Source organism: Kluyvera sp. 1366 (genome assembly GCF_054823405.1).
The window spans coordinates 335637-357046 of record NZ_JBTRDW010000003.1; the positions used below are offsets into that span (position 1 = coordinate 335637).

The following is a 21410-nucleotide window of genomic DNA, read 5'->3' on the forward strand; positions in this document are numbered from 1 at the left end:
CTCGTGCGCAGCCCACACTTTCTAAATGCGCTATCCAGTAATTTATAGCCATCGGAGGTTAGTTATGTTGCCGATTGAAAGACAGCAGCGAATTATTGACGAATTAAATTTAAATGGTCGGGTCATTGTCGCTGAATTAGTCACGTTATGTCAGGTTTCACAAGAAACTATTCGGCGTGATTTAACGCAGCTGGAGAAACGTGGTCTGTTACAACGCAGTCACGGTGGTGCGGTACCCGCAAAACGACAGGCCGCCAACATTCAGGGAAATACGCGAGGTGTTAACGAGTATGAATTATCTTTCCGCCAGAGAGTCAATGAACATGTTGATGCAAAAATGGCTATTGCCAAACGCGCACTCGATTTCATTAGCCCCGGCGATTGTATATTACTCGATAGCAGCACCACTTGCTGGTATTTAGCGCGACAGCTGCCGGATATTGAATTAACGGTATTAACCAATTCCATCAGGATTGTGCAAACCCTTGCGGCGCGCGGCAGCATCCGCACCATCTGTCTGGGGGGAGAATATTCTGACCGTTATGAAGATTTCCACGGCGTCGTCGCCGAGCAACCGCTCAGGGAATTTCAGATCAATAAGATCTTTTTCTCCTGTAGCAGTTTAGGCAATGACGGTTATTTACGTGAAGGTAACGAAAACAACGCACATTTAAAACAGCAAATGTTATTAGCAGCGGAAAGAAAACATCTGCTGCTGGACGGGAGTAAATTCCTGCGGCCCTCATTCGCGCGTATTTGTCATTATCGCGATGTGGACTTTCTCATTACTGACCAATTAAAAGATAAAGAGCTGGAACAAGAATTAGCGTGGAACGGCGTCAATATTATTGATTGCTCCCAGCGCAGCCATTCTATGCAGCTAATAAAAAATTAAATCGGAGTCTTTATGAAAAAACATCTTATCGCCTGTTCTCTGCTCGCCCTGTTTGCCGCCTCCGGCGCGCAGGCTGCTGACAAATTACGCATGGGCATCGTGGTGAAAATTGGCGGTATTCCGTGGTTCAACGCCATGGAAGCGGGCATCAAGAGTGAAGCGGCGAAACGCGGCATTGACGCGTGGATGGTGGGACCAACGGCGGCCGATCCGGCTCTGCAGGTGCGCGCTATCGAAGATTTGATTGCCCAGAAGGTCGACATCATTGGCGTGGTGCCAAATGACCCGAAAGTACTGGAACCGGTGCTGAAGCGCGCCCGTGATGCCGGCATTGAAGTGATCACCCACGAATCGCCGGATCAGAAAGGCGCTAACTGGGACTTCGAACTGGTGGATGCGCCGACGCACGGCATCAACCATATGAAAGCGCTGGCGAAATGCATGCATGAAGAGGGCAAATACGCCATGTACGTCGGCAGCCTGACCGTGCCGTTGCACCAGCAGTGGACCGACGCCGCGCTGAATTATCAGAAAGAACACTATCCGAAGATGCAGATGGTCACCGACAAGTTTGGCGTCGGCGAATCGCTGGATGACTCGATTCGCACCACTAACGAACTGATGTCCAAGTATCCGGATTTGAAAGGAATTATGGCCTTTGGTTCACAAGGTCCGATTGGCGCCGGTCGCGCGGTGATGAACCGTAACAAGATCGATCAGGTCTGCGTAATTGGCGCCTTTAGTCCTGGCCAGGGCGCATCGCTGGTGCAGCGTGGCGCGATCAAAGGCGGCTACATCTGGAATCCACAAACCGCAGGCGAAGTGTTCGTACGTATCGCCGACATGATGCAGAAGAAAGAGCCAATCACCGACGGAATGACCATCGAGGGTTTGGGCAAAGTGAAAGTTGACGAGGCGACCCACACCATCCTCGGCAACAACACCGAAAGCCTGGACAAAGAGAACCTGCCAAAACTGGTGAAAATGGGGCTGTAATGATGAATGAGGTGATCCCACAGACGCTGATTGCGCTCGACAACCTGTCGAAAACATTTGGTGGCAACCGCGCACTGAGCGATATCTCGCTGACCTTACTGGCTGGCGAAGTGCACTGTCTCGCTGGCACCAACGGCTGTGGCAAGAGCACCTTAATCAAAGTCATTTCCGGGGTGCACGCCCCGGATAGCGGCAGCCGTATCACGCTGGGCGACGGCCCGAGCTTTCCGCGTCTGACCACTCGCCAGGCGCGTGACTTCGGTATCCAGGTGATTTATCAGGATCTGTCGCTGTTCCCCAACCTCAGCGTGGCGGAAAACATCGCCTTCGAGCACAACCTGAATAGCCTGCTCGGCTGGCACCGCAAAGCCAAACTGCGTGAAACCGCGCAGCGCATCATTGATGAACTGAAGTTTGAACTCGATCTCGATGAGAAAGTGGCGTCGCTGTCGATTGCGCAGCGTCAGCAGGTGGCGATCTGCCGCGCGCTGGTCGCCGATGCGCGGCTGGTGATCATGGATGAGCCGACGGCGTCGCTGACGCGCACCGAAGTGAATCAGCTGCTGCGCACCGTGCGTTACCTGAAAGACAAAAACATCTGCGTGGTGTTTGTCAGCCATCGTCTGGATGAGGTGCTGGAGATCTCAGATCGCGTGACGGTGATCCGCGACGGCCGCAAAATGGGCTGCTGGCCCGCCAAAGCGATGACGCCGCACCATCTGACCGAGCTGATGACCGGCCTGAAACTCGACTATCAGCTGAAAACGCCGACGCGCCATGACGATCGCCTGATCCTCGAAGTCGAAAAACTGACGCGCGCCGGACAATACCATGACGTTAATTTCAAACTCTATCAGGGCGAAGTGCTGGGCCTGTGCGGCCTGCTCGGCTCTGGCCGTACCGAACTGGCGCTGTCGCTGTTTGGCATGACCAAACCCGACAGCGGCAAGATCTGGCTCGACAGCAAACCGGTGCGCTTTCGTGGGCACGAAGATGCGATCAAAGCCGGCATCGGCTACGTCTCCGAAGATCGCTTAACCCTGGGTTTGGTGCAGCAACAATCGGTGGCCGACAACATGGTGCTGCCGATCCTCGACAAGCTGCAAAACCGTTTCCACCTGATTGATGAATACCGCAAGAACAAGCTGATCCTGCAGTGGATTCAGCAGCTTGGCGTGCGTGTTGCCGATCCCAATCTGGCCATCTCCACGCTCTCCGGCGGCAACCAGCAGAAAATCGTGCTGGCGAAATGGGTGCTGACCCAGCCGCGCATCCTGATCCTTGATTCGCCCACCGTTGGCGTGGATGTCGGCGCTAAAGCCAGCATCTATCAGCTAATTCATCTGCTGGCGAAAGAGGGTTTGTCGATCATCCTGATTTCCGACGAAGTGCCGGAGGTTTGGTACAACTGCGACCGCATCCTGCACTTCCGTGATGGCACCGTTCATGCCGAATACCAACCCGATACCGTTGAGCAACAGCAGCTGGCGGAGGTGATCAATGCCTGATTTTTCTCGTTTACGTCCGAGCTCCAGCCAGGGCTGGCTGGCCTGGGTTTTGCTGGCGTTCATTGTGTTTTTCTCTGCCGCCAGCGATCAGTTCCTGACGGTGCAAAACCTGCTGGATCTGGCAGAAAGCTACGCCGTGACCGGCATCTTTGCCCTCGGCCTGTTTGTGGTGCTGGTGACCGGCGGCATCGATATCTCCTTTGCTGCGGTGGCGTCGGTGGTGCAATACCTGATCGCCTCGCTGTTTGTGCAGTTCCAGTTTGATAACGCCCTGCTCAGCATCCTGCTGGCGGTGGTGTGCGGCACGCTGTTTGGCGTGATCAACGCCCTGCTGATCACCACGCTGCGCGTCGTCTCGATCATCATCACCATCAGCATGCAGTCGCTGCTGTTTGGCCTGTTGATGTGGGTAACCGGCGGCAAAAGCCTCTATTCGCTGCCGGACTGGTGGATCACGCTGCGCAGCGTGCTGCCATTCACCTGGCAAGGCAACAGCTTCCAGATTGGCTTGCCGCTGGTGACCATGCTGGTGATTGCCGGACTCACCGCGCTGCTGCTGAACAAAACCAATCTCGGTCGCCAACTGTATGCGGTGGGCGGCGATGCGGAATCGGCGCGCCGCATCGGTATTCGCGTCGGTCTGATTCATGTCTTCGCCTATGGCTGGCTGGGTGCCATGGCGGCGATTGGCGGCTTGGTGCAGGTCTATCGCATGGGCGAAGTGGTGCCAAATGCGCTGGTCGGCGGCGAGCTGGATGTGCTGGCCGCCACCGTTCTTGGCGGTGCCAGCCTGATGGGCGGCAAAGGCACGGTGAGCGGCACGCTGATGGGTGTCTTTCTTATCGCCATCCTGAAGAACGGCCTCAACCTGATTGGCGTCTCCAACTACTTCATGAACATCGTGGTGGGCGGCGTGATCATGGTGGCTATTGCCGTGACTCACTACAAAAAACGTAAAGAAACTGATGTCAGTTTCGTCTAACGGGAGCCGCATCAACATGAAATCACTCTCTGCTCTGCGTCCGGACGGCACCAATATCGGCCTGATGCTGTTAATCGCGCTGGCGCTGGCGATCTTTACCGTCATGTTGCCGGGTCGCTTTCTCACTGATTCGACCTTTATGAGTATGGCATTTCAGCTGCCTGAGCTGGGCTTGCTGACGCTGGCGATGTTTATCGCCATTCTCAGCGGCGGACTGAATCTGGCAATCATCGCCACCGCCAACCTGACGGCGCTGTTTATCGCCTGGACGCTGATGCGCGCCCTGCCCGCCGATGCCGGCACTGGCATGCAACTGCTGTGGCTGTTTATTGCGATTATCGGCGCGATGCTGATTGCGGCGGTGATCGGCGTGATTACCGGCGTGATGGTGACGCGCATCGGTGCGCACCCGATTCTGGTGACGCTCGCGACCATGATGACGCTGAACGGTATCGGCATCTGGCTGACCAAAGGCGCGGCCGTCAGCGGCATGCCGTCGGTGGTGCAGGCGCTCGGTTCCAACACGCTGCTTGGCGTTCCGCTGCCGCTGTGGGTGTTCCTGTTTGCCGCCGCGCTGCTGGCGCTGTTCCTCGGCAAAACCCGCGCCGGTAAATGCATCTATATGGGCGGCAGCAACATCAACGCCACCTGGTTTAGCGGCATCAATACGCATCGCATGGTGATTCTGGTGTACGTCATCTCCAGCCTGCTGTGCGTGTTGGCCGGTTTGATCATGATGGCGCGCTTCAACTCGGCGCGTATGGGTTACGGCGATGCGTATCTGCTGCTGACGGTGCTGGCCATTATCCTTGGCGGCACCGACCCGAATGGCGGGTTTGGTCGCGTGACCGGCGTGGTGCTGGCGCTGATCGCCCTGCAAGTGCTCTCCACCGGCTTCAACCTGATGAACATCAGCCAGCACGTTAGCCTGGCAATGTGGGGCGCGGTGCTGATTGTGGTGTTGGCCTTCAAACAATTCAAAACTCGCTTTAACGAACATCGTGCCGTCAAGCTCAGCAAACTGGCGGCGGCGCTTAACCCTTTGACCGAAAAAAAGGAAGTATGATGCGTATTCAAGTCTCCCCGTCGTTGATGTGTATGAATCTGATGGAGATCAAGCACCAGCTCGCCGTGCTGGACTCCCGCGCCGACTTCCTGCATATCGACATTATGGATGGTCACTACGTGAAAAATATCACGCTGTCACCGTTCTTTATTGAGCAGATTCGCCCGTTCACCAAAGTGGCGCTGGATGTGCATTTGATGGTCGAGCAGCCCACCGATTTCATTGAAGTAATTGCCAAAGCGGGTGCCGATTACATCTGCCCGCACGCCGAAACCATCAACCGCGATGCATTCCGGGTGATCAATATGATCCGCAGCTTCGGCAAGAAAGTTGGCGTGGTGCTTAATCCTGCTACGCCGGTCTCCTTTATTCATCACTACATTCATCTGGTGGATAAAATCACCGTGATGACGGTGGATCCCGGCTACGCCGGACAACCGTTTATTCCGGAAATGGTGCAGAAGGTGCAAGAGCTGAAAGCGCTGAAGCAGGCCAACGGCTATCAATATCTGATTGAGATCGACGGTTCCTGCAATACCCGCACCTACAACACGCTGGTCGGCGCGGGTGCAGAAGTGCTGATTGTCGGCACCTCCGGCCTGTTCAATATTCATGACGATCTGGAAACCGCCTGGAATATGATGCGCGAAAGCATTGATGAGGCTCAGGGATTGGCGCAGGTATCCGCATGAAAAAATGCTGGCTCGGTATCGACATTGGCGGCACCGGCACACGTCTGCAGCTGATGGAAGCAGGCCGCGTTTGGTCGAGCTTCCGTAAAGTGCCGACGGCCAGCTGGGCGCAGCAGCCTGATGCGCTTAACGCGTTGGGCCAGTTAATCAGCGAAACGCTGGAGCAGCAGCCAGTTAGCGGCGTGATGCTCGGATTACCCGGCATTCTCAGCCGTGACCGCCAGCAGGTGATTTCGCTGCCGTTTATTCAGGCGCTGGATCAGCAACCGGTTGCCGCGCGCCTCACCGAACGCCTTGGCGTACCGGTGGCGATGGACAAAGATGTTAACCATCTGATGCTGTGGGATTTACTGCAGCTGGAGCAGCTGCCAGACAGCGCGGTGGGTTTGTATCCCGGCACCGGCATGGGCAACAGCCTGTGGCTTAACGGCCAGTTTTATCATGGTCAACACGGTGGCGCGGGTGAGCTTGGTCATGTGCCTGTTGCCGGCAACGATCTGCCCTGCCCGTGCGGCAATCGTGGCTGTGCGGAAACCGTGACGTCGGGCCATTGGCTGAGTCGCTGGGCGAGCGCCCATGTGCCGGAAACTAACATGTCAGCGCTATTTACCCAGCATCGTGAGCATCCGGAGCTGCAGGCTTTTATACAGCGGCTGGCGCAACTGATTGCCACCGAGATGAACATCCTCGATCCGGAATACCTGATTCTGGGCGGCGGCGTGCTGGCGATGGCGGACTTCCCGCTGGCACAGCTGCGCAGCCAGATTCAGCAGCATCTTCGTCCACCCGCCACGCGTGAGGGTTTGAAGATTGTGTTTAGCCAATCCACCGACCACACCGGTTGTCGCGGTGCCTGTTTAGCCGCCGAACGTCTGTTCAGGAGTGCATGATGAAAGGAAAAGTGTGTGTGTTTGGCTCGTTCAACCTCGACGTAGTCGCGGTAATGAACCGCTTTCCAATGCCGGGCGAATCGCTCACCGCCCATACCAGCATGATGGGACCGGGCGGCAAAGGCGCGAACCAGGCGACGGCCGCGCTGCGCGCCGGCGCGCGCGTGCACTATATCGGTAAGATTGGTAATGATGACTTCGGCATGTTTGCGCGTCGCCATCTGGAAAAGACCGGTTTCGATGCCATTACCTTGTTTACCTGCAAGGAGAAACCGACCGGCAATGCGCTGATTTATGTCGCCGGGGACGATGCCGAGAACATGATTTCGGTCTATCCCGGCGCGAACACCACCGTAACAGCCGCCGAGGTGACGCGCTGCCAACCCACCGTTGCGGCAGCCGATATTCTGCTGGTGCAGCTGGAGAATAATCTCAGCGCCATCCAGCGCATGATCGACAACGCGCGCGCCGGCGGCACCTTTGTGATAATGAATCCCGCGCCCTGGCAAAAAGTCACCGATGCGCTGCTGGCAAAAGTGGATTTGCTGACGCCTAACAGTACCGAAGCGATGCAGCTGACCGGCGTGAAGGTCACCGACTTCGCCAGCGCGCAGCAAGCGGCAGAAAAGCTGCACCGTAAAGGCGCGCGTCAGGTAATTATTACGTTGGGGGTTTGCGGTGCGTTGCTGTCAGTAGCAGACCAGCCGCCGCTGCGTATTCCGCTGTTCCCGGCTCAGCCGCTGGATACCACCGGCGCGGGCGATGCGTTTAATGGCGCACTGGCGGCGCGGCTGGCTTCCGGCGATGAACTGCCACAGGCGGCGCTGTTTGCTTCAGCTTATGCTTCGCTGTGTGTGGAACGCTCCGGTGCAGCGCACTCGATGCCTTCGTATGCCGAAGCGCTGGCAAGACTGCAGGCGTATCCGGAATGTGTCCCGGAAACGTTGGGAGAGTGTGTTTAAGGCAAGATGGCCACACATTGCTGTAGCGGCGCAATAAATTGCGCATTTTCACATCGATGAAAAGGTCAAAAGAGCGCAATAAATTGCGCCGCTACGGTCAAAACTACGCCTGCAACCAACCGGCAATCTGCGCATGCTGCAGCAGCATAATGGCTTTACCGTCACGAATGCGGCCATCTTTCACCATCGCCAGCGCCTCCGGGAAACTCAGCTCCAGCACGGTAATCTCTTCATCCTCAACGCCACCGCCCTTGTTTGCGCGCTGTGCATCGCTGTATTCCGCGGCGAAGAAGTGGATCAGTTCAGTCACGCCGCCCGGCGACATGTAGGCTTCAAAAACTTTATCGACCTTACCCACCTGATAGCCGGTCTCTTCTATCGCTTCTTTGCGGATGCAATCTTCCGGCGAGTCGTCATCCAGCAGCCCGGCGCAGGTCTCAATCAACTCGCCACTTTCATTGCCATTGACATAAGTGGCAATGCGGAACTGACGCACCAGCAGCACGCTATTTTTTTCAGTGTTGTACAGCAGGATGGTGGCGCCGTTACCGCGATCGTACACTTCGCGCTTGTGACGCACGACTTCGCCGTTGTTGCGGGTGAGTTCGTAGGTGAAGTTGCGCAGCACAAACCAGTTTTCTGACAGCAACTTGTCTTTGATGATGTTGATCTTTAACGACATAACCGCTCCACTGCTAAATTGAGGGAGCCTGAGATGATAGGCCGAAGCGGTGGGGAAAACTATCTGAATTGTGAGGCCGGTCGCCGTGATGGGCGCTCCTGACTCAGTGCACAGAGTGTAGCGGCGCAATGGGTTGCGCGTTAAATCGCGCCGCTACGGATTGTGCAGTGGTTTGATGCGCTGCGGTAGTGATCGGCAGTACGCCAATTTATGCCGCGTTGTTAGGCCTCAAAAACCGTTGGGTTGGTCTTTCATATCGGGCAGATGGTGCGCGATACCTTTGTGGCAATCGATACAGGTTTTCCCTTCCTCAACTGCTTTGCTGTGCATCTTCGCGGCGACGGTTTTCTGCGCGGTGAAATCCATATAATCGAAGTTGTGGCAGTTACGACACTCCTGCGAATTATTGTTTTTCATCCTGCGCCACTCGTTTTGCGCCAGCTTGATGCGATGATCCTCGAACTTTTGCGGCGTATCGATGATGCCGAAAATCTTGGCATACACCTCTTTGCTCGCCTGGATCTTACGCAGCATTTTCGGGCCCCACTCGTGCGGCACGTGACAATCCGGACAGGTGGCGCGCACGCCGCTGCGGTTGTTGTAGTGCACCGTCTGCATATATTCCTGATAGACGTTATTGCGCATCTCATGGCAGCCGATACAGAACTGTTCGCGGTTGGTCATCTCCATCGCGGTGTTGAAGCCGCCCCAGAAAATGATGCCGCCAGCAAAGCCCAGAATCAGTAGCGTACCGAGCGCCAGACGGCTCGGACGCCGCCACCAGCGCCAGATGCGCAGAAGTTTCTCTTTCATCATGTCCTCACTTACCGAAGCCGTCAGCCGGTTTGAAGGTGTTTTCCACCACCGGTTTGGCATCGGTTTGCGGTACGTGACACTGCAGGCAGAAGTAGCGACGCGGCGACACGGTGCTGCTCACCAGTCCATCGCGATCGGTGAAGTGCGTTGGGCTTACGCGTGGCGCGCCGGTGGTGAGATAGCTCTGCGTGCCGTGACACTGCAGACAACGGTTGACGTTTTTCGTCACCTGATAGCCATCGACGCTATGCGGGATCACCGGCGGCTGATTCACATAGTTCAACGGCTTGCGGCTCTGCTCTTTGGGCTGATGAATGGTGCCCTGTTGCGTGGCCGTCACTTCCGGTGACTGATTGAGATCGACGCCGTTGTGGGCGTAAACCGTGCCGCCCAGCATCAGGGCGGCCAAAGTAACAAGTGTGATTAAGGGTTTCATTGCATCCTGCCTTAAATTTTTACCAGCTTGACGGCGCATTTTTTGTAATCGGTCTGCTTCGACAGCGGATCGGTGGCGTCCAGCGTGACGTTGTTGGCCAGCACGCCCGCATCAAAGAACGGCATAAATACCAGACCTTTGGGCGGCTGATTGCGACCGCGCGTTTCCACGGTGGCAAGGGTTTCGCCACGACGCGACACGACGCGGACTTTCTCGCCGCGACGGAAATTGCGCTCTTTGGCATCCAGCGGATGTATATAGAGTAGCGCCTGCGGCACTGCGCGGTGCAGCTCCGGCACGCGACGCGTCATGGTGCCGGTGTGCCAGTGCTCCAGCACGCGACCGGTACAGAACCACAGGTCGTACTCTTCATCCGGCGATTCGGCTGGCGCTTCGTAAGGCAGCGCGAAAATGGTGGCTTTACCATCCGGCTTACCGTAGAAACGCACGCCTTCACCGGCTTTGACGTAGCTGTCGTAACCTTCGCGATAGCGCCAGCGCGTCTCTTTGCCATCCACCACCGGCCAGCGCAGGCCGCGCGCCTGATGGTAAGCATCGAACGGCGCAAGATCGTGGCCGTGACCGCGTCCAAAGCTGGCGTACTCCTCGAACAAGCCTTTCTGGATGTAGAAGCCAAACTCGCGCGCTTCATCATTCAACTGGTCATCTGCCACTTCACTCAGTGGGAATTGGTTGACCTGGCCGTTGGCGTACAGCACATCAAACAGCGTTTTGTCGCGCAGCTCCGGATTCTGCGCCAGCAGCGCTTCCGGCCACACTTCCGCTACCTTGAAACGTTTGGAGAAATTCACCAGCTGCCACAGATCGGATTTTGCGTCGCCCGGCGCTTTCACCTGCTGATGCCAGAACTGAGTACGACGCTCGGCGTTGCCATACGCGCCCTCTTTCTCCACCCACATCGCAGTGGGCAGAATCAGGTCAGCCGACAAGGCGCTGACGGTGGGATAGGGATCGGAAACCACGATGAAGTTGCGCTCATCGCGCCAGCCCGGCATACGCTCCTGCGTCAGGTTCGGACCGGCCTGCATGTTGTTGTTACACATCACCCAGTAGGCGTTGAGCTTGCCATCTTTCAGCGCGCGATCCTGCGCCACGGCGTGCAAACCAATTTTGGCCGGCACCGTGCCCTGCGGCAGCTTCCACAGCTTCTCGGCGGTGGCGCGGTGTTTGTCATTATTGACCACCATGTCCGCCGGTAAACGGTGCGAGAAGGTGCCGACTTCACGCGCCGTGCCGCACGCCGATGGCTGGCCGGTGAGCGAGAACGGACCGGTGCCCGGACGTGAAATTTTGCCGGTCAATAAGTGCAGGTTGTAGCACAGGTTATTGGCCCACACGCCGCGCGTATGCTGGTTGAAGCCCATGGTCCAGTACGACACCACGTTGACTTTCGGATCGGCATACAGCTCGGCGAGGGCGATGAGTTGATCTTTCTCCACACCGCTCATTGCGCTGGCTTTTTCCACCGTGTACTCAGAGACAAACTTCGCAAACTCGTCAAAGCTCATCGGCGTGGATTCGCCGCTGTCCGGGTTCTTCGCCGAAGCCTGACGCGGATCGGTGGGGCGCAAACCGTAACCGATGTCGGTCACGCCTTTGCGTAGCGTAACGTGGTTCTGCAGGAAGGTTTTATCGACCTTGTTGTTCTGAATAATGTAGTTGGCGATGAAGTTGAGGATCGCCAGATCGCTCTGCGGTGTGAACACCATCGCGTTGTCGGCCAGCTCAAAACTGCGATGACGATAGGTGGAAAGCACCGCCACTTTGACATTCTCACTGCTGAGACGACGCGCGGTAATACGTGACCACAGAATCGGATGCATCTCCGCCATGTTCGAGCCCCACAGCACAAAGGCGTCGGCCTGCTCGATGTCGTCGTAGCAGCCCATCGGTTCGTCCATGCCGAAGGTGCGCATAAAGCCAACCACCGCTGAAGCCATGCAGTGACGCGCATTGGGATCGAGATTGTTGGTGCGGAAACCGGCTTTCATCAGCTTGGAGGCCGCGTAACCTTCCCACACCGTCCACTGACCGGAACCGAACATGCCGACCGAATCCGGGCCGTTGGCTTTCAGCGCCGCTTTGAACTTCTCTTCCATGATGTCGAAGGCTTGATCCCAGCTGACCGGGGTGAACTCGCCCTCTTTGGCATATTTACCGTCGGTCATGCGCAGCAGCGGCTGGGTCAGACGATCTTTCCCGTACATGATCTTCGGCAGGAAATAGCCTTTGATACAGTTCAGACCGCGGTTCACTTCTGCCTGCGGATCGCCCTGCGACGCCACTACGCGGCCATCCTGGGTGCCAACCAGCACGCCACAGCCGGTGCCGCAGAATCGGCACGGCGCTTTTTCCCAGCGAATTGGCGCAGCCAGCGAGGTCGCGGCTTTGGTGACGGTGGGAATGGTGAGTCCTGCAGCCGTTGCAGCAGCAGCCGCCGCATTGGCCTTCATAAAATCACGACGACTTATGCTCATGATGCTTCCTTACAAGGTTCTTCAATTTCGTCTTGCTGGTGATAGACCAGCGATACCGCCAACACGCCAGCGATGTTGCGGCTCTCTTCAATATTGCGCAGCAGTGCGGCGCTATCCGCGGCACCCAGCGTTACCGCCAGCGTGCCGCGCGCGGCGTCCTCCGCGGCGATGTCGCAATCGGCAAAGGCCAGCAGCGCACTTTTTACGGCGGGAATCGACGCCGGCCGCGCCTGAATCACCAGGCCGCAGACGTGCCAACTGTTTTCATGGTTCATGATGTAATCCTGTGGCTGAGACCGGGCAAGGCGCGATGCAGGCGCCGCAACCGGTGCAATGCTGCGGAAGGGTTTCAGGCTGTGCGATGCCGTTCGGCATCAGCAGGAAACGGATGGCTTGCTGTTCACAACTCTCCTGGCAGCTGCGGCAGTTCACGCCCAGGAAGGTGATGCAGCGGTTGTCGATGCGAATGCGCTGTGGAAACGGCTCGGTTTCACGCGCGTGGAATAGCGGCTGCGGGCAAGCGTCTACGCAGGCGGCGCAAAACGTGCATTCACCCTGCAGAAAATCGAGGTGCGGCACTTCACCGGCAGCCAGGCGGATGATGTGGGTTTCGCAGGCCGAGACGCATGTGCCGCAGCCATCACAACCCTTCTCTCCCCGCCACCATGGCAAAGCGATGCCGTCAGCAGACGCTACGCGCTGCCCGGTAAAGAGTTCACGTCGCGACAGCGCCATCGGTTCACCTTAAACGGGGGAAAGAGAGATGGTGCGTAAAATAACCTGACGCTAAAGAGGGCTATATCACCCCAAAGGGGTAAATCCCGACGTGGGATCAAGTGAAGGGGAATTGAAATAAAAACGGGGGCCAAAAGGCCCCCGTAGATGAGAATCGCTACGATTAACGCGCGTTATCGTCCGCCAGTTTCGGCGATACATCATCCTGGTCGTCAGCATGATGTTCGTGCTCTTTCATCGCTTCGGCATTAACGCGTTTGCGCACGCCAAACCAACCCAGCACGAGCACCACGGCAATCAGGGGAATCGAGGCGATGGTGTACGTGCCGTTCGGATAGTCGAACGCCATCAGCACCAGCACGCTCACCAGGAACAGCAGCGTCAACCAGGAGGTGAACGGCGCCCACGGTAGCTTAAAGCTGACATCTTCGGCTTTGCCCTCTTTGATCGCTTTGCGCAGACGCATCTGGCACACCACGATAAAGGCCCACGACGAGATGATGCCGAGTGAGGCCACGTTCAGAACGATTTCAAACACCTGCGACGGCACATAGTAGTTCAGCACCACGCCGATGATGTAAACGGCAACGGTGACCAGAATGCCGGCATACGGCACCTGCTGCTTGCTCATCTTCGACATAAACTGTGGCGCAGAACCGCCCATCGACATGGAGCGCAGAATACGGCCGGTGGAATAGAGACCCGAGTTAAGGCTCGACAACGCGGCGCTCAGCACCACGATGTTCATTACGCTACCGATATAAGGCACGCCCAGTTTGGAGAAGAAGGTCACGAACGGACTTTGCCCCGCCTGATAGGCATTCCACGGCAGCAGCAGTACCAGCAGCACCACGGAACCGACGTAGAACAGGCCGATACGCCAGATCACGCTGTTGATGGCTTTTGGCAGCATGGTCTTGGGATCTTTACATTCGCCTGCTGCGGTACCTACCAGCTCAATCGAGGCGAAGGCGAACACCACGCCCTGCACCAACACCAGCGCTGGCAGCAAGCCGTGCGGGAAGAAGCCGCCGTTATCGGTGATCAGATGGAAGCCGGTGGTATTGCCGTCCAGCGGTTTACCGCTGCCGAGGAACACCACGCCGACAATCAGGAACACCACGATAGCCAGCACTTTCACCAGCGCGAACCAGAACTCCATCTCGGCGAACCACTTCACGCCGATCATGTTCATGGTGCCGACAATCGCCAGCGCGCCTAGCGCAAACACCCACTGCGGCACATCGCCAAACGCGCCCCAATAGTGCATATAAAGCGCGACTGCGGTGATATCGACGATACCGGTCATCGCCCAGTTAACGAAATACATCCAGCCCGCAACGTAAGACGCTTTTTCCCCAAGGAATTCACGCGCATAAGAAACAAAGCTGCCGCTGGAAGGACGATGTAACACCAGTTCGCCCAACGCTCGGAGGATAAAGAAGGAGAAGATACCGCACACCAGATAAACCAGCGCCAGTGCAGGACCGGCCATTTGCAGGCGCGCGCCAGCACCGAGGAACAGACCGGTACCGATAGCACCGCCGATGGCGATCATTTGTACCTGACGATTACCCATTGCTTTGTGGTAACCGCTGTCATGCGAGTTGAGCCAGCGTCTTTTCGCAGCGCGTTGTTCGGCTGCGGTTTTTTTAGTTGATTTCATAGCTATCCTGTTTGTCCTGACCATCAATCACCGCGTAACCAAACGATTGCGTATGGCGGTGCGAAATGGGGTAAAAACCCGGTGTCACAGCGGCGGAACGATGTCGCGTGGCGGGCTGGGAATTTACGGCGATGAATCCTACCCGTTCTGCAAGAACGAAGCAAAAAATACCGCCAGGCTGCACAAGATGAATTGTAATAATCCGTCGCGGTGCACAAAAAAACCGGCCAGAGGGCTGACCGGTAAAGGGATGGCTACAGGGATAACTACTGGAGGGAATTAACGATAAATCTCTGCGGTGCCGCTCCACAGGCTGGAGTCGCCCGGAGTTTGTACACCAATAACACGATAGCCGCTGGCACCTTCCTCTTGCGCTTTTTGCGACAGATGGCGCGTTGCGTCATCCAGCGAGCCGCGTACGCCACTGATGGAAACGGTGCCCGCGCTTTGCAGGTTTTGCGCTTGCGTGGCGCTTACGGGCTGGGCCGCCAGCGTCGAGAAACTTGCGGTGGCAAGCAGTGCAGCAGTCAGAACGGCATAACGTCTCTTCATGTGATGCTCCTGTTGTCTTCCGTTAAGGGTTAAGCGTTACAGGACTTATTATCACGCAGGGAATGAAAACCAGGTTGAGCAAGCCGTAAAGCCGTTTAATAATTCGCCAGCTTAGCGCGGGTTATTTAGAGAAAGGTAAAGAGAAAGGGTTTTCTCTGTTAAAAGTAACCTGATGTGACGAGATCTCACTCGCCGTCACCGCACGGCTGCCCTATAATCCCCCGCTCTTACAAGGGTTATTACTGTGATTGTGAAACGTCCCGTTACTCGTACCATTGCGCGCGCACTCAGCGTGATTGTGCTGCTGTCGCTGTTGACCACCGGGCTGGCGCTGATGACGCTTTCCAGCAGCCTGCGCGATGCCGAAGCGGTGAATGTCGCCGGATCGCTGCGCATGCAGATATATCGTCTGGCGTGGGACAGCACGCGCGATCCGCAGCAGTTGAATCATCACATCCAACTTTACCGGCAAACGCTGGAATCCCCGGCGCTGCAGCATCTGGAGCGCGCGTGGGTACCGCTTGAAGTGAGTAGCCGCTATCGCTATCTGCGTCACAGTTGGCCGATGCTGCAGGAGACGTTGCAGCCCAGGCGAGCACAAATCTACCAGCAGCGTGTCGCGGGCTACGTCAGCGAGATCGACCGCTTCGTGCTGGCATTACAGCATTATGCTGAACTGAAGATGCATCTGGTGGCCGCCAGCAGCCTGTTCGGTTTTCTGGCGATTGTGGCGCTGGCGTTGTGGACGATTCGCTTTATCCGCCGCAACGTGGTGCGACCGCTCAACGCGCTGGTGACCGCCAGCCAATATGTTGAGCAGGCGAATTTCGCTTTTCCGCCGCTGCCGGTGCAACAGCCGAATGAACTGGGCGTGCTGGCGCAGGCTTTTACTACCATGGCCGAACGGCTGCATTCGCACTATCGCCTGCTGGAGTGCGCGGTGCGTGATAAAACCGAAGATCTCACTCAGGCCAATCGCACACTTTCTCTACTGTATGAAAGCTCACAAATTCTCACCAGCAGCCCACCCAATCCCGAACTGTTTCAGGGATTGCTGCGTCTGGTACAGCGCCGTGAAGCGTTGACGGTGCTGAAAATTGATAGCGAAGGGATTGAGTTTCAGGCCGGTGTGGCGGCGGATGAGGTGAGCTGGCAGCGTTTGCCGTTGATGCAGGAAGAGCAGCGGCTGGGCGAACTGTGCTGGCAAACCCACCGCGCACCGCCCGCCGACGAACTGATGCAGAGCCTGGCGAACATGCTGGCGCGCGCACTGTGGATTTGGCAGACGCAAAAGCAGTATCAGCAGATGCTATTAATAGAAGAGCGCGCCACCATTGCGCGCGAACTGCACGATTCGCTGGCGCAGTCGCTCTCTTTCCTGCGCATCCAGCTGGCGCTGCTGCGACGCAATGTCGATGGGTCGCAACCGCAGGCGCTGGCGATTATCGCTGATTTCGATCGCGCGCTGGCCGAAGCCTATCAGCAGCTGCGCGAACTGCTGACCACCTTCCGTCTGACCATCGAACAGGCTGATTTGGTGCAGGCGATGCAGGCGATGATTGCGCCGCTGCAGGAGCAATCGCAGGCGGCAATCGACTTCGATTATCAGCCCGGCTTGCAGATGCTGGATGCGCAGCAGCAAGTGCATGTGCTGCAGATTGCGCGCGAAGCGCTGCTCAACGCGATTCGCCACGCGCAGGCGCACAATATTCAGATTCACTATCAGCGTGTCGCTGATGAGGACCACTTACTGACCATCGAAGACGATGGCTGCGGCATCAGCAGCCTCGAAGAGCCGCCAGGACATTATGGTCTCACCATCATGGCGGAGCGCGCCGCGCGGTTATCCGGCACGCTGATGATTACCCCGCAGGCGCAAGGCACGCGCGTCACGCTGCGTTTTCCACCGCGCCCGACGCACCGGTTGAGCTGACAGATTATAGAGCGCACCTGCTGTAGCGGCGCGATTCATCGCGCAATAAACTGCGCCGCTACGGCAGATGCGTTAATGAAAGAAAGTTGCCTTTGATACTGGAGATATTATGGCTAACCCTTCCCTGACTATTATGATCGTTGACGATCATCCACTGATGCGCCGTGGTATTCGCCAGTTGCTGGCGCTGGAGCCCCGGCTGGACGTGGTAGCGGAAGCCAATAATGGCACTGAAGCGCTGGCCGAAGCACGCCGTTTATCGCCGGATGTCATTCTGCTGGATCTCAACATGAAAGGCATGTCCGGGCTGGACACGCTGAAAGCGCTGCGTAACGAAGGCATCGCCGCACGGATTCTGGTGCTGACGGTTTCCGATGCGCGCAGTGATATTTATGCGATGGTGGATGCTGGTGCCGATGGCTATCTGCTCAAGGACAGCGAACCCGAACTGCTGCTGGCGCAAGTGATGCGCGGCGCTAAAGGTGAAAACGTGTTTAGCGAGGTGGTGGCCGATTATCTGGCGACGCGCCAGCCGACGTCAAACCCGTTCAAACAGCTCACCGAACGCGAACTGGATGTGCTGCAGGAAGTGGCGCGTGGCTTATCGAATAAGGAAATTGCTGCCACCTTGCATATCTCCGAAGAGACGGTAAAAGTGCACATTCGCAACCTGCTGCGCAAGCTGGATGTCCGTTCGCGCGTTGCCGCTACGGTACTGTGGCTCGAAAGCCGACATCTGTAGTCGCGCACAAAAAACCGTCACTATATTTACACTTTCTCCATAATTTACTCACGATTCTCTAATTTGTGCCGCGTAGAGTGTCTGCAGCAGGAGTCTTTCGAGAGAGCAGTTTGCACTCCGCCAGCGTGACGCCGTCCGCGCATCGCGCTCATCATAATAAAAGTAAAAAATACGCAGTTGAGGAGTGTCGGTTTCATGTCGAATTTCTTTATCGACCGGCCCATTTTTGCCTGGGTTCTGTCTATTCTGCTCTGCCTGTGCGGTACGTTGGCGATCGTCTCGCTACCGGTTGAGCAATATCCCGACCTCGCGCCGCCTAACGTGCGTATCACCGCCAACTATCCCGGCGCATCCGCGGAAACGCTGGAAAACACCGTTACGCAAGTTATCGAACAGAACATGACCGGCATCGATAATTTGATGTACATGTCCTCCAACAGCAGCAACACCGGCCAGGCCCAGATTACCCTCACCTTTACCGCGGGCACCAATCCCGACGAAGCGCGCCAGCAGGTGCAAAACCAATTGCAAAGTGCACTGCGTAAACTGCCCGTGGCGGTACAGTCACAAGGTGTGACGGTGAATAAAACCGGTGACAGCAATATTCTGATGATTGCCTTCGTCTCTACCGACGGAAGCATGGACAAACAGGATATTTCAGATTACGTCGCCAGTAACATTCAGGATCCGCTCAGCCGTGTTGATGGTGTCGGCCAGGTGGATGCTTACGGCTCGCAATATGCGATGCGTATCTGGCTCGATCCCAACAAGCTGATTGCCTACGCGCTGACCACCGAAGACGTGGTGAGCGCGATTGAATCGCAAAATGCGCAGGTGGCGGTGGGTCAGGTAGGCGGATTGCCGTCGGTGGACAAGCAAGCGCTCAACGCCACGGTGAATGCGCAGTCGATGCTGCAAACCCCGGCGCAGTTCAAAGCGGTGACGCTGAAAACCAACAGCGACGGCTCGGTGGTGACGCTCGGCGATGTGGCGGATGTGGCGATGGGCGCGGAAAAATATGACTTCCTCAGCCGCTACAATGGTCAGGCGGCATCGGGGCTCGGCATTAAGCTGGCTTCCGGCGCCAATGAGATGAACACCGACAAACTGGTGCGTGAGCGTATTGCTGAGCTGTCGCACTACTTCCCTCACGGGCTGGAAGCCAAAGTCGCTTACGAAACCACGCCGTTTGTTAAGGCCTCGATTAAAGACGTGGTGAAGACCCTGCTGGAAGCGATCCTGCTGGTGTTCCTTGTGATGTATCTGTTCCTGCAAAACTTTCGTGCCACGCTAATTCCAACTATCGCCGTGCCGGTGGTGCTGCTCGGCACCTTTGCGGTGCTCTACGCCTTCGGCTACAGCATCAACACCCTGACGATGTTCGCCATGGTGCTCGCCATCGGCTTGCTGGTGGATGACGCTATCGTGGTGGTGGAAAACGTCGAGCGCATCATGAGCGAGGAAGGTCTGTCGCCGCGCGCCGCTACGCGTAAATCGATGGGCCAGATTCAGGGCGCGCTAGTCGGCATTGCGCTGGTGCTGTCGGCGGTGTTTGTGCCGATGGCGTTCTTTGGCGGGACCGTCGGCGCCATCTATCGCCAGTTTTCGATCACTATCGTTTCGGCGATGGTGCTGTCGGTATTGGTGGCGATGATTCTGACGCCCGCGCTCTGTTCCACGCTGCTGAAACCGCTGGAGCGAGGCCATCATCACGGTCGTCGTGGCTTCTTCGGCTGGTTTAACCGCACCTTCAACGCCAGCGCAGAACGTTACGAGCGCGGCGTCGCCAAAATTTTGCGTAAAGGCGGCCGCTGGCTGCTGCTCTATCTGGCGATTATCGGCGTGATGGCGTTCCTGTTTATTCGTCTGCCCACCTCGTTCCTGCCGCTGGAAGATCGCGGCGTGTTCCTGACGCAGGTGCAATTGCCGGCCGGTTCGACGCTGCAACAAACCTCGAATGTGGTGGCGAAGGTCGAGAATTATTATATGACCCAGGAGAAAGACAATGTGGTTTCGGTGTTCTCCACCATCGGAGCGGGTCCTGGCGGTAACGGTCAAAACGTCGCGCGCCTGTTCGTTCGCTTGAAAGATTGGGAGGAGCGTCCGGGCAGCGATCGCACCTCTTTCGCCATCATTGAGCGCGCGACTAAAGCCTTCCACAAGATCAACGAAGCGCGCGTTATCGCCAGCAGCCCGCCCGCGATTACCGGCATGGGCAGTTCGTCGGGCTTCGATATGGAGCTGCAGGATCACGGTGGCATCGGCCACACGCGGCTAATGGCAATGCGCGATAAGTTACTGGAGATGGCTGACAGCAATCCGGCGCTGTCGCGCGTGCGTCACAACGGCCTCGACGACAGCCCGCAGTTGCAGATTGATGTCGACCAGCGCAAAGCGCAGGCGCTTGGCGTGTCGCTGGATACCATCAATGACACCTTAACCACCGCCTGGGGCTCAACTTACGTTAATGACTTCCTCGATCGTGGTCGCGTGAAAAAAGTCTACGTGCAGGCAGCGGCTGAGTTCCGCATGCTGCCGGAAGACATAAATAAGTGGTATGTGCGTAACAACAGCGGCAGCATGGTGCCCTTCTCCGCCTTCGCCACCAGCAATTGGCAAACCGGTTCACCGCGTCTGGAGCGCTACAACGGTTACTCTGCGCTGGAGATTGTCGGTGAAGCGGCGAACGGCGTCAGCAGCGGTACCGCGATGGACGAGATGGAGAAACTGGTTGGGCAGCTGCCGCTGGGCGTAGGCTTCCAGTGGACCGGCGCCTCCTATCAGGAGCGCTTATCCGGTTCGCAGGCGCCGGCGCTGTATGCGATTTCGCTGCTGGTGGTATTCCTGTGTCTGGCGGCGTTGTATGAGAGCTGGTCAATTCCATTCTCAGTGATGCTGGTGGTGCCGCTCGGCGTGGTGGGCGCGCTGGTGGCAACCTGGATGCGCGGGCTGGAGAACGATGTCTATTTCCAGGTGGGCTTGCTCACGGTGATTGGCTTGTCGGCGAAGAATGCCATTTTGATTGTCGAGTTCGCCAATGAGATCAACAGTAAAGACCGCGAGCTGATGGAGTCGACGCTGGAAGCCTCGCGTCAGCGTCTGCGCCCGATTCTGATGACTTCGCTGGCGTTTATCTTCGGCGTGCTGCCGATGGCCATCAGCAGCGGTGCCGGTTCCGGCAGCCAGCACGCGGTGGGTACCGGCGTGATGGGCGGGATGATTTCTGCCACCGTGCTGGCGATTTTCTTTGTGCCGCTGTTCTTTGTGGTGGTACGCCGCCGCTTCCCGCTGAAAGAGAAGCCGCACGATTAAGCAGGCCATTGCGCCGCTAAGGCTTGTGCGGACATCAGGTTCCGCGC

General features: G+C 57.0%; 19 protein-coding genes. 11 read left to right on the forward strand and 8 right to left on the reverse strand.

Annotation, left to right across the window (positions count from 1 at the left end; all coding sequences use genetic code 11):
• Positions 1–64 precede the first annotated feature (64 nt).
• The 8 genes from ACVLVH_RS08365 to ACVLVH_RS08400 are packed head-to-tail and all read left to right on the forward strand — an operon-like array spanning position 65 to position 7991.
• Positions 65–895, forward strand: coding sequence for a DeoR/GlpR family DNA-binding transcription regulator (locus ACVLVH_RS08365; RefSeq protein ID WP_101763547.1), 831 nt, complete (start codon positions 65–67; stop codon positions 893–895).
• A 12-nt stretch (positions 896–907) separates the two neighbouring features.
• Positions 908–1891 (forward strand): substrate-binding domain-containing protein, encoded by a 984-nt coding sequence (locus tag ACVLVH_RS08370; RefSeq protein ID WP_110866506.1) that lies wholly within the window; start codon positions 908–910, stop codon positions 1889–1891.
• 2 nt (positions 1892–1893) lie between these two features.
• Positions 1894–3399 carry a sugar ABC transporter ATP-binding protein gene (locus tag ACVLVH_RS08375; RefSeq protein ID WP_110866694.1) on the forward strand — a complete coding sequence of 502 codons (1506 nt, stop codon included), beginning with the start codon at positions 1894–1896 and terminating at the stop codon, positions 3397–3399.
• Positions 3392–4381 carry an ABC transporter permease gene (locus ACVLVH_RS08380; protein WP_101763545.1) on the forward strand — a complete coding sequence of 330 codons (990 nt, stop codon included), beginning with the start codon at positions 3392–3394 and terminating at the stop codon, positions 4379–4381. Before ACVLVH_RS08375 ends, ACVLVH_RS08380 begins: the two co-directional genes overlap by 8 nt.
• 16 nt (positions 4382–4397) lie before the next feature.
• Complete coding sequence (locus tag ACVLVH_RS08385; RefSeq protein WP_101763544.1) at positions 4398–5447, forward strand: ABC transporter permease; 1050 nt, start codon at positions 4398–4400, stop codon at positions 5445–5447.
• Entirely contained in the window at positions 5447–6139 is a 693-nt protein-coding gene (alsE, locus tag ACVLVH_RS08390) for a D-allulose 6-phosphate 3-epimerase (RefSeq protein ID WP_061717928.1), read from the forward strand. Before ACVLVH_RS08385 ends, alsE begins: the two co-directional genes overlap by 1 nt.
• The gene (alsK, locus tag ACVLVH_RS08395) at positions 6136–7029 is read left to right on the forward strand and encodes an allose kinase (RefSeq protein WP_462061925.1); all 894 of its coding nucleotides are present in this window, start codon (positions 6136–6138) and stop codon (positions 7027–7029) included. Before alsE ends, alsK begins: the two co-directional genes overlap by 4 nt.
• On the forward strand, positions 7029–7991 hold the full coding sequence (locus tag ACVLVH_RS08400; protein WP_210081493.1) for a ribokinase: 963 nt from the start codon (positions 7029–7031) through the stop codon (positions 7989–7991). The genes alsK and ACVLVH_RS08400 overlap by 1 nt, the downstream gene beginning before the upstream one ends.
• Positions 7992–8094: 103 nt before the next feature.
• Here ACVLVH_RS08400 and nudK read toward each other — a convergent pair whose 3' ends face one another.
• The 8 genes from nudK to ACVLVH_RS08440 all read right to left on the reverse strand — a co-directional run bounded on the left by nudK (position 8095) and on the right by ACVLVH_RS08440 (position 15376).
• Positions 8095–8673: a GDP-mannose pyrophosphatase NudK gene (nudK, locus tag ACVLVH_RS08405; RefSeq protein WP_101763541.1), complete on the reverse strand. Its 579-nt coding sequence runs from the start codon at positions 8671–8673 to the stop codon at positions 8095–8097.
• Positions 8674–8901: 228 nt separating this feature from the next.
• Positions 8902–9486 carry a cytochrome c-type protein NapC gene (napC, locus tag ACVLVH_RS08410; protein WP_101763540.1) on the reverse strand — a complete coding sequence of 195 codons (585 nt, stop codon included), beginning with the start codon at positions 9484–9486 and terminating at the stop codon, positions 8902–8904.
• Positions 9487–9493: 7 nt separating this feature from the next.
• The gene (gene napB, locus ACVLVH_RS08415; RefSeq protein WP_101763539.1) at positions 9494–9925 is read right to left on the reverse strand and encodes a nitrate reductase cytochrome c-type subunit; all 432 of its coding nucleotides are present in this window, start codon (positions 9923–9925) and stop codon (positions 9494–9496) included.
• Positions 9926–9936: 11 nt separating this feature from the next.
• The gene (gene napA, locus ACVLVH_RS08420; protein WP_101763538.1) at positions 9937–12423 is read right to left on the reverse strand and encodes a nitrate reductase catalytic subunit NapA; all 2487 of its coding nucleotides are present in this window, start codon (positions 12421–12423) and stop codon (positions 9937–9939) included.
• Positions 12420–12698: a chaperone NapD gene (locus ACVLVH_RS08425; RefSeq protein WP_176971097.1), complete on the reverse strand. Its 279-nt coding sequence runs from the start codon at positions 12696–12698 to the stop codon at positions 12420–12422. Before ACVLVH_RS08425 ends, napA begins: the two co-directional genes overlap by 4 nt.
• Positions 12688–13158, reverse strand: coding sequence for a ferredoxin-type protein NapF (gene napF, locus ACVLVH_RS08430; protein ID WP_192411412.1), 471 nt, complete (start codon positions 13156–13158; stop codon positions 12688–12690). The genes ACVLVH_RS08425 and napF overlap by 11 nt, the downstream gene beginning before the upstream one ends.
• Positions 13159–13321: 163 nt before the next feature.
• Positions 13322–14824, reverse strand: coding sequence for an L-asparagine permease (gene ansP / locus ACVLVH_RS08435; protein WP_101763535.1), 1503 nt, complete (start codon positions 14822–14824; stop codon positions 13322–13324).
• Between the two features lie 279 nt (positions 14825–15103).
• Entirely contained in the window at positions 15104–15376 is a 273-nt protein-coding gene (locus ACVLVH_RS08440; protein WP_101763534.1) for a YdgH/BhsA/McbA-like domain containing protein, read from the reverse strand.
• Positions 15377–15620: 244 nt separating this feature from the next.
• On the opposite strand from ACVLVH_RS08440, the gene narQ reads away from it, so the two are divergent.
• The 3 genes from narQ (at position 15621) to acrD (ending at position 21363) form a co-directional block, all read left to right on the forward strand.
• Positions 15621–17309, forward strand: a complete 1689-nt coding sequence (gene narQ / locus ACVLVH_RS08445) for a nitrate/nitrite two-component system sensor histidine kinase NarQ (RefSeq protein WP_498949191.1) — start codon at positions 15621–15623, stop codon at positions 17307–17309.
• 109 nt (positions 17310–17418) lie between these two features.
• The gene (locus ACVLVH_RS08450) at positions 17419–18051 is read left to right on the forward strand and encodes a response regulator (RefSeq protein ID WP_110866498.1); all 633 of its coding nucleotides are present in this window, start codon (positions 17419–17421) and stop codon (positions 18049–18051) included.
• Positions 18052–18246: 195 nt separating this feature from the next.
• Positions 18247–21363, forward strand: a complete 3117-nt coding sequence (gene acrD / locus ACVLVH_RS08455) for a multidrug efflux RND transporter permease AcrD (RefSeq protein WP_192411410.1) — start codon at positions 18247–18249, stop codon at positions 21361–21363.
• The last annotated feature ends 47 nt before the right edge of the window (positions 21364–21410 follow it).